We start from the raw sequence: 12,954 nt of genomic DNA on the forward strand, positions 1-12,954 counted from the left end.
CAATGTATAATTTATATGAAATTGATAGTATTATGTAATAAGTAAAGGATGTGAAAAAATGGAATGGCAGCAGCTCGAATATTTTAATATAGTAGCTCAAACGGAACATTTCACAAAGGCAGCGGAACGATTATCAATCGCGCAGCCTACGCTCAGCCGCTCAATTTCTAAATTAGAATCAGAGCTTGGCGTGCCGCTATTTGAACGAAAAGGAAGGCAAGTTATTTTAAATCGATACGGCCGGCTTTTTTACGAACGAACGGCCAAAGTATTAAATGAAATGGAAGAAGCTAAACGTGAGCTTTCGGATTTGATTCATCCTCATCGCGGCAGTATTTCGTTTGCTTTTTTAAAATCGTTAGGCGCTTCGTCCGTCCCAAAACTAGTTCATGCTTTTTTACAAGAGTATCCGAACGTTCAATTTCAAATTTTTGAGAACGCTACGAACATCATGCTCAATCAGCTTCAAACGGGGGAAATTGATTTTTGTATGTCTTCTGTAACGGAATCTAGGGCAGGAATTCAGTGGGAATATTTATGGAAAGACGAGCTGTACGCGTATGTCCCTGATACGCATTCTTTTGCCTCAAGGCAAGTGCTTTCGATTTCAGAGTTGGCTCATGAATCGTTTATCGCGTTAAAAAAAGGATACGGAAGCCGAACAATTTTTGATCAGCTGTTTGAAGAAGCCGAAATTGTCCCAAATATTACGTTTGAAGGAGAAGAATTTTTGACGGTGATTGGTTTTGTAGCGGCTCATTTAGGGGTTGCCTTGCTTCCTGAAATAAAGGGAGTGGACTTGCGAGGTATTAAAAAAATAAAACTCAAGGAAGACACTGCTTCAAGGGTTATTGGGGTTGCGTGGAACAAGGATAAATATTTAACTCCTGTTGCGAAAAAGTTCCAGGAATTTTTAATTCAGTATTTCAAAGACCATCATACAGGAGGAAAACGATGAAGAAAATTGCTTGCCTGCACGCTCATCATTCGAACATCTCTTATATAGAAAAAGCGCTGCCATTTACGAACTGTATGCATTTCGTAGACCCCGGCCTTGTACATCGGGTAACAACCGACCCTAAGTTTGCAGCGGAGTCAGCACCTGCAAAAGTAGAGAAGCAGTTAAAGTGGATGGAAGAATGTTCAGCGGATGTCATTTTACTTACGTGTACGAATTACATTGCTCTTTTACCAGAAGCATTTACAAGCGATATTCCAATTATTAAAATTGATGAGCCTTATTTTCGCCGAATATGTGAAATAGAAGAACCGCAGCTTATCGTGTTTACAAATCCGGAGACCGTAGAAGGAACAATGAAGCGCCTAGACGATTTTGCATTTCATCAAAATGTAAAGATAAAAGTTCGCTCTGTTGTGATAGAAGGTGCTTTTGAACTAGTAATGACTGGAAACTTAAAAGAGTATAAACAGAAGGTGAAGCATGTCTTACATGAGCTAATAAAAGAGCATAACACCGTTGTTTCAGTGGCGCAGCTCTCGATGGTAGAAGCGGCGGCGGAGGTAAGCGACCGTATTATTACGCCTCTTCAACCGTTAGCCGAAGAAGTAAGAAAAATAATTATTAGGTCATAAGAAATAAAAATAAGAAAAAATAAATGGTAAAATATTCACTTTATTTTGACAAAAATTTCATTTACTTATATGATAAGTAGTGTTATAGAAACCACTTATTATATAGGGGAGGCATCGTTTTGTGAAGAAAGCAAATGCACGCGATAAGATTTTAGAAACAGCATCGCGGCTTTTTCAGCTGCAAGGCTATCATGCAACAGGATTAAATCAAATTATTAAAGAGAGTGGGTCGCCAAAAGGGTCTCTTTATTATTATTTTCCAAAAGGGAAAGAAGAACTGGCGATTCACGCTGTTCAATATACGAATAAATACGTCCAAGTTCAAATTAAAGAAAGTCTAAATAAATCTTCTGACGCATCGAAGGCTATTCAGTATTTTATTGAAGAATTGTCCAAGCAGTTTGAACACGAAGAAAGTATTGCCGGTATGCCTGTTGGACTGCTGGCTGGAGAAACGGCGCTTATTAATGAACCGCTGCGTGAAGTCTGCTACGCAGCGTTTCAAGATTGGGAAAAACTTTTTAGAGAAAAAATGATAGAGAGCGGATTTCAAGAAAAGCAGGCAGGAGAGCTCGCAGTTGTGATTAACTGTATGATCGAAGGAGGAATCTTGCGTTCGTTAACAGAGAAAACAAGCGCTCCTTTGCAGCAGATTCAGCAGCAGATTCCAGTTCTGATTCGCAAATAAAAAAAAGCTTTTCACTTTTAGAGTGGAAAGCTTTTTTTATGGATTGACGGAATTTGGCATATATTGATAAAATTTAAATTGTGTTTTCTGAAAATTCTATTTCTTACAAAGAGAAAGAAAGGAGTAGCTTGTGATTTTTACTATTATTCAAGCTGATGATACGTGGGCACTATGGGGAATTCTGGCGATTTGGGCTTCTGTTAGTATTTTTCTCGAACAAAAGTATAAGTGGGCTTCTTTTCTGTCAGGAGCTATTATTGCGCTAGCAGGAGCGCTTATCCTATCAAATTTAAAAATCATTCCTACAGAGTCTCCGGTTTATGATGCGGTTTGGGCGTATCTAGTACCGCTTGCCATTCCATTATTGTTATTTCAAGTCAATATGAAAGAATTATTCCAAGAAAGCCGGAAACTGCTTTTTATTTTCTTAATCTGTGCGGTAGGAACGGTCATAGGGAGCACAGCAGGCTTCTTGTTATTAAAAGATTATATTCCTGAACTAGCAAAAATTGCAGCTGCTATTGGCGCTTCTTATGTAGGCGGAGGGGTTAACTTTGCTACCGTTGCGGCTAAATTTGAACCATCAAGTCAAATGGTTTCCGCGACGGTGGTTGCTGATAATATGGTCATGGCTTTGCTGTTTGCTGTGTATATGTTTGTTCCTTCTATGAAGTTTTTTAGAAAACATTTTAAGACTCCTCATATTCAAGAAGTAGAGGCTGGGCAATATGAAGAAAATGATCGTCATACGCTTGCAGAAAAATATTGGGTAAAAAAAGAAATTTCATTAAAAGACGTGGCGGCTTCAATTGGTACATCATTTTTTCTAGTGGTTGCATCGTTTAAATTAGCCGAATGGTTTGGAACAATCATTCCAACCGGCCCAAATGTTTCAGTAGTTCAAACGTTATTACATACTATTTTGAGCGAAAAATACTTATTGCTTTCCACACTTACGTTTCTTGTCATTTATCTGTTTCCTTCTTATTTTAAAAACATTAGCGGAAGCCAAGAAATCGGCACGTACTTCATTTATATTTTCTTTGTTGTCATTGGAGTGCCGGCTTCCATTCCATTAATTGTTGAAAAAGCACCTCTCTTGATTCTATTTGTGCTCATTGTGGGACTGAGTAATTTAATAGTGGGGCTGCTTTTAGGAAAAGTATTTAAAATTGATTTGGAACATATTTTACTGGCGAGTAATGCAACGGTAGGGAGACCTACGACAGCAAGTGCAATGGCGATTGCTAAAGGATGGGGAAGTTTGGTTGGTCCTATCTTGGTAGTAGGAACGCTTGGTTATATTATTGGTAACTATATCGGCTTTGCACTTGGCTATTGGTACTTAACATTTTAAATAAAAAAACGCCTCCTCTGATGACTCAAAGGAGGCGTTTTTTTATTTAGCGTGCTTGACTGCTGAAGATTGATAAAAGCGACCTTTAAAGATATACGTAGCTGTAATAAATAAATAGATAGCTAGTGTAATAGTCGTAATAACAACGGATGTTGTGCAGATAACACCAATTAAAATAGCGCTTAGTGCAATAAGGGCAGTCCACGTTGTATAAGGAAACCACTTAACAGAGTAGCTGCTCGATGCTTCTGGGTGAACTTTGCGAGACTTTAAGTGTGCGATCGCAATAATCAACCAAATAAACAACACGGTATATCCTAAAGATCCCATCAAATAATCAAATGTTTTACTTCCTGCAAATAAGGAAATCAACACGCCCACATAAAGGGATGATGTACACATTAAGATTGCATAGACAGGAACTTTGTTAACAGAAAGTTTTGAAAATATCTGTGGTACTCGACCGTCTACTGCTTGCGTATACAAAATACGTGATGAACCGTAAAGTCCTGAGTTCATAGAAGAAATAACGGCTAACAAGATTACGGTATTCATAATATGATCTGCTCCAGGAATTCCAATCATTTTAAATACCATCACAAAAGGGCTTTGAGAAACGCCGTTCACTTCATTCCAAGGAATCAAGCTCACGATGATAAAAAACGGGAACAGATAAAAAGCAATGATGCGCGTTAATGTGCTGCGCACGGCTTTTGGTACTACTTTTTCAGGGTTTTTTGTTTCAGCTAGCGTTACCCCGATGATTTCAGTTCCACCGTAAGAGTAGATGACAACTAGCATCGCCGTAATTAACCCAGTTGGTCCTTTTGGAAAGAAACCGCCGTGATTGCTTAAATTTGAAAAACCTGCTGCGGTATGGTGACCAAATGATACAAATAGTAATAGAAGTCCAGCGATGATAAAGATCACAATGACCGTAATTTTAATTAAGGCTAACCAGTATTCCGTTTCAGCAAATGCTTTAACCGAAAGCAAGTTAATAGCTGTGACAATAACGGATACGCCTAAAGCAAGCATCCAAATTGGATAATCAGGAAGCCAGTACTGAATAAAAATAGCTGCTACAACGGCTTCAGCTGCAATGTTTAACACCCACATTTTCCAGTAAATCCAGTCTAAAAAATAAGCGGGGTAGCTTCCTAAAATCGACTGAACTAAATCACGAAACGTTCGTGCGTCACTGTTTCGAACCGCCATTTCAGCAAGACCTTGCATGATGAATAGTAAAATAATTCCGCCAATTAAATAAGCAATGATAACTGATGGTCCTGCCATATCAATAGCTGAGCTGCTTCCTTTAAATAAACCAGCGCCAATTGCTCCACCTAGCGCCATCATCATAATGTGACGTGAAGTCATTGTTCGCTGCAAACCTTGGTTGTCCTTCTTCATGACTTTTCCCTCCACTTTTTTATAAAATAAAAAAAGCTTATCGTCTCCTACCTCATTATCAAATGAGAGAAGAGACGATAAGCTTTAGCTAACCGCGGTACCACTCTTGTTGGCTCTTAAAGAACCCTGCTTAAAACCTGATAACGAAGGTTAGACGTTAAAACTTAGAGAATACTTCTGCATTCTTTCTGAATTACCACTCCTGGGCGAGTTCAAAGTATTATTGGACTACGTTACACCAACCCGTAGCTCTCTTGACCGAATAATAAGCTTCTACTACTCCCAATCGCTGTGTTTTTGATTAAAATCTGAAAGTTCTTGATGAATAAACATTACTATACGTGCTTCTTTTTTCTTTGTCAACAGCTATTTTCTAAAAAATAAAATGATGGGACTTTGTTTTTTTATAGAACTCAGGACTGATTATTTTGGTAAAAAAATCAGTCGTTTCACCTAATTTTCACCAACTCTGCTTACATTAAGAAATATGAAAAAAGGTTGTTTTGACAAATACATAGCTGAGGAGAATGAATAGAGTGAAAAAGATGATGTACGTCCGGTTTGGACTGGATCTTTTAATGGCCGTTGCGTTTGTTTTATTTTTTAACAAACAAGTATTGGGAGGGTTAACGTTTCATGAAATTGCGGGTCTAGCGATTGCCGTCGCCTTTTTTACCCACGTGCTGCTAAACTGGCAGTGGGTAAAGAAAGTTACGGTTAAATTATTTGACCGCAAGCTTCCGCGCAGAACAAAGTTCGGTTATTTTTTAAATATCATGCTGTTGATTACGATGTCATTTATTATGATTAGCGGTATTTTTATTTCAAGAGTAGTATTTCCGAATATTAATGTTGGGAACGAACAGTGGTTTAAGGTTTCGCATATTTCGGTATCATTCTTAGTGTTAATTTTAGTAGCCGCTCACATAGGTCTTCATTGGCAATGGGTTATAAATGTATGTAAAAATATGACGAAATTCAAAAAGTCAAAGAAAAGCTTGAGCATAGCAGCTAAGCTCGCAACCGCTGCACTGTTAGTCGTTGGCATATATGAAATAAATGAGACGGGTTTTCTTGGAAAGCTTGGAGGAGTAGCGAGAGTGCTGAATTTAAGTTCCTCAGATATGCCGCAAAAAGGCGGTGGGAAGCCGGATTTTGATCGCCGTTCATTTAGCGAGAATAAATCTTCTGCGACGGCATCTGCTGGTCACAAACGTCCGAACTTTGATCACGATGGCGAAGGTTTGGAAAGAGGGGTGAAAGGAAAAGAAGGCGGTTTTGAACGTCCGAATCCTTTTGATGTAATCGGTACTTATTTTGCTATTATGTCGGTTTTTATTATCGTTATTTATTATATTGAAAAAATATTAACAGGAGTAAAAAGACGCAAAAAAATGGCGGGTCCGGCTGCGGGAATTTAAAATAAAAAAGCTTTCTATTTCACCGTTTTTTCATCGTACAGAAGTAAAATCATTTATGTAAAAGCGAATGCTTTGCAAAATTAAAATGAGAGAACCTTAGGTGGTGGAAATCGTGAAACAACACACACAGCCTGAAACGGAACATAAGAAAAATTGGTTTATTAATGCGCTATTGAATTTTGGTATTTATAAAAAAGGAAATCGGCATCTATACGAACTGACACTTCAAGAGTTAGAAGCTCAATATGTAAAAGTAAAATCATTTATGTATAATCAGGAACCTCTTTCGCAATGATAAAAAAGCACTCAGTATATGAGTGCTTTTTTATATGAGAAAGTCTTATTCTTTGACAGGCAAAACTGTACAGATTAAAATAACAGTATATTTTAAAGTTACAGTTTTAAATGACACATATTATAGGGAGGGAAATAGTTTCTACCTATAATACGCCACTATTTTTGACCGTATCATTTTTGGAGGGAAATAAAATGACAAATAAAAAGTATGAGCCGCTTTTACAGCCATTTACTTTTTCAAATGGCATCAAATTAGATAACCGCGTTATTCTTGCGCCTATGACAAATTTTTCATCAAATGAAGATGGAACAGTATCAAGTGCAGAAGTAGACTACTATGTACGACGTTCAAAAGGTGTTAGCATGGTCATTACAGCATGTACATACGGAACGCCGAATGGCAAAGGGTTTCACGGAGAGTTTGCTGCAGACAGCGATGAAATGATTCCTAGCCTGCGCCGCTTAGCAACAGCAATTAAAGATCAAGGAGCAAAAGCAGTTCTTCAAATTTTCCACGGAGGCCGCATGTGTCCGCCTGAGCTTGTTCCAAATGGAGAGGTTGTTAGCGCAAGTGCTGTTGCTGCAGAACAAGAAGGAGCACCGGTGCCTCGAGAGTTAACAAATGAAGAAATCGAAGGCATTATTCATGATTTTGGTGAGATGACGCGCCGTGCCATTGAAGCAGGATTTGACGGAGTTGAGATCCACGGAGCAAATAACTATTTAATTCAGCAGTTCTTTTCTCCGCATTCTAATCGCCGCGAAGATAAATGGGGTGGCAGCGTAGAAAAACGTTTAACATTCCCACTAGCAATCGTAGACGAAGTAAAGCAAGCCATTTCTAAACATGCAAAAGAGCCATTTTTAGTAGGCTATCGCTTCTCGCCAGAAGAGCCTGAAACGCCTGGAATTACAATGGCCGATACGTTGAAATTAGTTGATGCACTAGCAGAAAAAGACCTTGATTACCTTCACGTATCGCTAATGGAATTCTGGTCAAAACCGCGTCGAGGCGTGGAAGATACTCGTTCACGTATTGAAATTATTCAAGAGAGAGTAGGAAGCCGTGTGCCTGTGATGGGCGTAGGTTCTATTCATACAGCAGACGAAGCAGCAGCAGCTCTTGAAACGGGCATTCCACTGCTTGCGATTGGCCGCGAATTAATTATGGATCCAGACTGGGTTCAAAAAGTCAAAGAAGGCCGCGAACATGACATTGTGACAACATTAAGCAAAAAAGATCAGGAAAAGCTTGTGATTCCTGACCCGCTGTGGCAAGCCGTTATTAACACGCCAGGCTGGTTCCCGGTTGAAGATTAAAAAAAAGCAGAAAAGCGCAAAGACGATGGGACTGATCCCATCTCTTTGCGTTTTTTGCTTTTTCATGGAACAAAGCTTATGAACCATTAATTTACAAATAGACTTCTTTATGTTTGAATAATAATAGTTTTCTGAAAGTGAGGTGGGAAAATGAAAGCAGGCCCAATGGTAAAAATGATGGTTTCAATGAGTATTTTTGGTTCAATTGGCTTTTTCTCCACACAAACTGGACTGCCTTCTTTTGATTTAGTATTTGTTCGCTGTATTTGTGCAACGCTTTTTCTCGGAATGTGCTGGTTTGTAACGGGTGAATATAAAAGGGAGAAATGGAATGCCAAAGAAATCAAGCAAATTTTACTGTGCGGCATATTCCTTGTGTTTAACTGGGTGTTTCTATTTAAAGCATTTGAAATGATGTCCGTTACGGTAGCTATTTCTATTTATCATCTTGCGCCCGTTTTAGTATTGCTTCTGGGAAGCTTTATCTTTAAGGAAAAATTAACGGTTCTTGGCGTTATGTCTATTTTTATTTGTTGTGTGGGAACACTTCTGATTATTGGAGTGAAGGAACTTACGATTGATGGCTTCATGTCGTCAGGAATAATGTGGGCGCTTTTAGCCGCTTTGTTTTATGCATGCACGACGCTTCTTGGCAAAGGAATTATTCATACGAGTGCTTATGCTGTTACATTTATTCAGACTTTTTTAGGGATTTTTTTATTATTGCCGTTTGTTCATTTTAGTGATTTTCATTTCTTAACAGCGGCCAATTGGACAGCTATTTTGGTAACGGGCTTTGTACATACTGGTTTAGTGTATTATTTGTTTTTCGACAGCCTGCGCTATTTAAAAACTCAGGTGATTTCGGTTCTAGTGTTTTTAGATCCAGCCGTTGCTATTTTATTAGATACAGCATTCACGGGATTTCGCCCGACGCTTTTTCAGCTTGCAGGCATTGTTTTAATCTTTTTAGGAATGCTTTTTACTTTGAAGCCAAAACCTTCATCTAAAAAAAGTATTTTCAATAGCAAGATTAAAAAGATCACATAGAATTTCTATTTCATCTGCAGGTCTTCATTTATTGGAAAAAGGGGAGCTAGTCATGAAAGTCAGTAAGCAAAACGCAGAACACTACGCGTGGGGAGGGAAATGCGATGGGTGGCACCTAGTGAAAAATAAAGACGTAAGTATTATTCATGAGAGCATGCCCCCTCATACGAAAGAGGTAAGGCATTATCACACGAGAGCGTATCAATTTTTCTTTGTGCTAAAAGGAACAGCTGCTTTAGAAGTAGACGGAACTATTTATGATGTAAAAGCACATGAAGGAGTAGAAGTGCTTCCGTCCATTCCTCATCAAATGATGAATCGTTGGAGCGAAGAGATTGAGTTTCTTGTTATTTCACAGCCCTTTGCACAGGGAGACCGCATAGCTGTTGATGAAGACGAAAACTAAGCATAGACAAGTCTATTTTTACTAGTTCTAACAGTAACCGAAGAATACCGACCAGTACAATCGTCCCTTTTCATTCAGTGAGTGAAATATTATGATCAATAAAATAAAAATACTTTTATTGCAGAGCAGAAATGTGGTAAATTAATATGTATGCAATATAGGGAGAACAAAATTTACAAATTAACAATTGTGTAATAATACCATCACGATAAAAAAATAAGAGATTGCCAGTTGGAAATGTAAATTTTGTAGATGACTAAAAAAAGAGATGAAGATGATATTGTTTGACAAATTGAATCATTTTCAGGTAATCTTTTGCAGGACGTAACCGTTACGATTTAATGTAGGGGACTTTCCTGAGGTTAGCTGAACATGAAATCTCTACTTTTTAGTGAAAGGAATTTGAAAATGAAAAAACTATTTTCAAAGCCGTTGTTTTACTTTTTTATAGCGGTTTTATTCATGTGGATCAAGTCTTACATGTCTTACAAAGTGGAGTTCAACTTAGATATAAGTGACTCAATGCAAAAAACGTTATTGTTTATTAATCCAATTAGTTCAACTTTGATCTTTTTAGGGTTAGCATTGTTTGCAAAAGGAAAAAGAGCCATCGTTTGGACGCTTATTCTTAGCACAATTATGACGGTCATTTTGTACAGCAATATTTTATATTATCGATTCTTCAATGACTTTGTGACATTGCCTACTTTAACGCAAACAAGCAATGTGGGTCATATGGGAGGCAGTATCGCTGATTTAGTAAAAGCGCATGATATTCTATATTTTGTAGATATCATTTTACTGATTGCGCTATTGTTTGTTAGAAAAATTGAATGGCCAAAAGCACGTCTTAAATTCCGCTATACGTTCATGGTTTTAGCGGCAGGAGCTATCGCATTTGCAATTAACTTGCACTATGCTGAAAAAGATCGCCCTGAACTATTAACAAGAACATTTGATCGCAACTACCTAGTGAAATACTTAGGAGCATACAACTACACGGTGTATGATGCAGTTCAAACGTTTCAAAACTCAAAGCAGCGAGCATTCGCAAGCAGTGATGACTTAACAACAGTGAAAAACTTCAGTACAAGTCACTATGCAGCTCCAAATATTGAGTATGCCGGTAAAGCAAAAGGAAAAAATATTATTAAAATTCATCTAGAATCATTTCAGTCATTCCTAATTAATTACAAGTTAAACGGACAAGAAGTAACGCCGTTTTTAAATTCATTAGCAAATGGAAATGAGTTTATGTATTTTGATAACTTCTTCCATCAAACAGGACAAGGTAAAACAGCTGATGCAGAGCTTATGATGGATACGTCATTATACGGCTTGCCTCAAGGGTCAGCATTTAGCTTAAAAGGCCGCAACACGTACCAAGCAGCACCAGCGATCTTAGATCAAGAGGGCGGCTATACAAGTGCTGTGTTACACGGAGATTATAAAACGTTCTGGAACCGTAATGAAATTTACAAACAGTTCGGTGTGGATAAATTCTTTGACGCAAGTTATTACAATATGACTGGTGATAACAAAGTAAACTATGGATTAAAAGATAAGCCATTCTTTAAAGAATCGATGCCAATGCTGCAGTCATTGAAGCAGCCGTTCTATGCACATATGATTACATTAACAAACCATTTCCCATTCGTTCTTGATAAAGGCGATGCTAGCATTGAGCCGGCAAACACAGGAGATGGAACGGTAGACCGTTATTTCCAAACGGCTCGTTATTTGGATGAATCACTGCAAGAATTCTTTACAGAGCTAAAAGCTTCAGGCTTATACGACAACTCAGTTATTATGATTTACGGTGACCACTACGGTATTTCTGAAAATCATAACAAAGCAATGGAAAAAGTTCTTGGCGAGAAAATTACGCCATATAAAAACGCTCAGCTTCAACGCGTACCGTTCTTCCTTCACGTACCAGGTGTAAAAGGTGGAGTGAACCATACGTACGGCGGTGAAATTGACGTAGTACCTACGCTTCTTCACTTAGTGGGAATTGATAGTAAAGAGTATGTTCAATTCGGTACAGATTTATTATCAAAAGACCATGATCAGGTAGTAGCATTTAGAAACGGTGATTATGTTTCTCCGAAATACACGTCAATTGACGGCAAGTATTACGATACAAACACAGGAGAAAGAATCACAGCAACAGACGAAGCGAAAGCTTATAAAAAGAAAGTTGGAAGAGAGCTAGAACTTTCTGATAAAGTGTTATACGGTGATTTATTACGATTTAATAAATTAGATGACTTTAAACCGGTCGATCCATCAAAATACATGTATGGAAAAGACCAAGAAACAGAAAAGTAATGTAAGCTTTCACACCATACAATCCAAACAAGCAAGTAGAGGAGCTTTTTAAAAGCTTAGCTACTTGCTTGTTTTATGAGAACTTCATTGAAAAGAAAGCTGGTGACGGAAACGTGGAGCGAACAAGACGCAAAAGAAGAAGAAGAGTTCGATGGGGCAGAGTGTTCTTTGCTTTGTTGTTCCTTTTTATTATCGTTGGAGGCATATACAGCTATTTCCAATATAAGCAAGGGCTATCGATGGCAAGCGATGGTAAATTTGCGGATGACGGCACGACATTTGAACAGTTTCAAGGCAGTCTCCCGAATAACGGAGAAGTAAATATGCTGCTGTTAGGAAGTGACTCGCGCGGGGAAAAGCATTCTCGTACAGACTCTATTTTAATTGCTCACTACGATTCTAAAAGCAAACACCCGAAAATTGTTTCCCTTATGAGGGATATGTATGTGGATATTCCAGGACACGGCAAGCAAAAGCTGAATGCTGCTTACGCGTTCGGAGGTCCTGAGCTGCTGCGCCAAACGATCAAGCAAAATTTTGATATTGATATTAACTATTATGCAGTTGTGGACTTCGAAGGATTTTCAAAAATTGTAGATACGATTGCGCCTGATGGCATTGAAGTAACCGTGCCTCACGATATGTCTTCGGGAATTGGTATGACGCTTCACAAAGGTACCCAAGTTTTACACGGTGAACAGCTGCTTGGCTACGTACGTTTTCGCCATGATAACATGAGTGATTTTGGACGCGTTCAGCGCCAGCAAGAAGTCGTTTTAAAGCTTAAAGATGAAGTAGCAAACCTAAACAGCGTGTTTAAAATACCGAAGCTTCTCGGGGTAATGGATCCTTACATCGATACAAATTTAGATACAAAAAGCATGATGCTTCTGGCTAAAGATGTGGTAACAGGAAACATGAAAGATGTTCAAAGCCTGCGACTGCCGTTAGACGGATCATTTGAAAACAAAACGTATAGCGGCGTTGGTATGGTGCTTGATATTGATTTAGATAAAAATAAAGAAGCACTGCAAGAATTCTTAAATGACAAATAAAGAAAAGCCTTGAGACGCTTGTC

12 protein-coding genes and 1 other annotated feature are annotated in these 12,954 nt (G+C 38.3%); of the genes, 11 read left to right on the forward strand and 1 reads right to left on the reverse strand.

Annotation, left to right across the window (positions count from 1 at the left end):
- Positions 1-58: 58 nt before the first annotated feature.
- From SB717_RS17620 to SB717_RS17635, 4 genes are all read left to right on the forward strand, one after another.
- Positions 59-958, forward strand: a complete 900-nt coding sequence (locus SB717_RS17620) for a LysR family transcriptional regulator (RefSeq protein WP_410904325.1) — start codon at positions 59-61, stop codon at positions 956-958.
- Positions 955-1,593 carry a hypothetical protein gene (locus SB717_RS17625; protein ID WP_410904326.1) on the forward strand — a complete coding sequence of 213 codons (639 nt, stop codon included), beginning with the start codon at positions 955-957 and terminating at the stop codon, positions 1,591-1,593. The genes SB717_RS17620 and SB717_RS17625 overlap by 4 nt, the downstream gene beginning before the upstream one ends.
- A gap of 121 nt (positions 1,594-1,714) precedes the next feature.
- Positions 1,715-2,281 carry a TetR/AcrR family transcriptional regulator gene (locus SB717_RS17630; protein WP_074676991.1) on the forward strand — a complete coding sequence of 189 codons (567 nt, stop codon included), beginning with the start codon at positions 1,715-1,717 and terminating at the stop codon, positions 2,279-2,281.
- 130 nt (positions 2,282-2,411) lie between these two features.
- Complete coding sequence (locus SB717_RS17635; protein WP_410904327.1) at positions 2,412-3,638, forward strand: DUF819 family protein; 1,227 nt, start codon at positions 2,412-2,414, stop codon at positions 3,636-3,638.
- 42 nt (positions 3,639-3,680) lie between these two features.
- Here SB717_RS17635 and SB717_RS17640 read toward each other — a convergent pair whose 3' ends face one another.
- Entirely contained in the window at positions 3,681-5,051 is a 1,371-nt protein-coding gene (locus SB717_RS17640; protein ID WP_410904328.1) for an amino acid permease, read from the reverse strand.
- A 67-nt stretch (positions 5,052-5,118) separates the two neighbouring features.
- Positions 5,119-5,350: a binding site (T-box leader), on the reverse strand.
- A gap of 237 nt (positions 5,351-5,587) precedes the next feature.
- Here SB717_RS17640 and SB717_RS17645 point away from each other — a divergent pair.
- The 7 genes from SB717_RS17645 (at position 5,588) to SB717_RS17675 (ending at position 12,931) form a co-directional block, all read left to right on the forward strand.
- The gene (locus SB717_RS17645; protein ID WP_410904329.1) at positions 5,588-6,472 is read left to right on the forward strand and encodes a DUF4405 domain-containing protein; all 885 of its coding nucleotides are present in this window, start codon (positions 5,588-5,590) and stop codon (positions 6,470-6,472) included.
- A 109-nt stretch (positions 6,473-6,581) separates the two neighbouring features.
- A complete protein-coding gene (locus SB717_RS17650) occupies positions 6,582-6,767 on the forward strand; it encodes a Fur-regulated basic protein FbpA (RefSeq protein ID WP_033580328.1) in 186 nt (61 codons plus the stop codon).
- A gap of 194 nt (positions 6,768-6,961) precedes the next feature.
- Positions 6,962-8,089: an NADH-dependent flavin oxidoreductase gene (locus SB717_RS17655; RefSeq protein WP_335443505.1), complete on the forward strand. Its 1,128-nt coding sequence runs from the start codon at positions 6,962-6,964 to the stop codon at positions 8,087-8,089.
- Between the two features lie 150 nt (positions 8,090-8,239).
- Positions 8,240-9,139 (forward strand): DMT family transporter, encoded by a 900-nt coding sequence (locus tag SB717_RS17660; RefSeq protein ID WP_410904330.1) that lies wholly within the window; start codon positions 8,240-8,242, stop codon positions 9,137-9,139.
- Positions 9,140-9,191: 52 nt separating this feature from the next.
- On the forward strand, positions 9,192-9,545 hold the full coding sequence (locus tag SB717_RS17665; protein WP_410904331.1) for a cupin domain-containing protein: 354 nt from the start codon (positions 9,192-9,194) through the stop codon (positions 9,543-9,545).
- Between the two features lie 408 nt (positions 9,546-9,953).
- Positions 9,954-11,876, forward strand: coding sequence for a lipoteichoic acid synthase (ltaS, locus tag SB717_RS17670; protein ID WP_074676978.1), 1,923 nt, complete (start codon positions 9,954-9,956; stop codon positions 11,874-11,876).
- 86 nt (positions 11,877-11,962) lie between these two features.
- Entirely contained in the window at positions 11,963-12,931 is a 969-nt protein-coding gene (locus tag SB717_RS17675) for an LCP family protein (protein WP_410904484.1), read from the forward strand.
- Positions 12,932-12,954 lie beyond the last annotated feature (23 nt).

This window comes from Priestia sp. SIMBA_032 (assembly GCF_046535215.1).
Lineage (GTDB): Bacteria > Bacillota > Bacilli > Bacillales > Bacillaceae_H > Priestia > Priestia aryabhattai.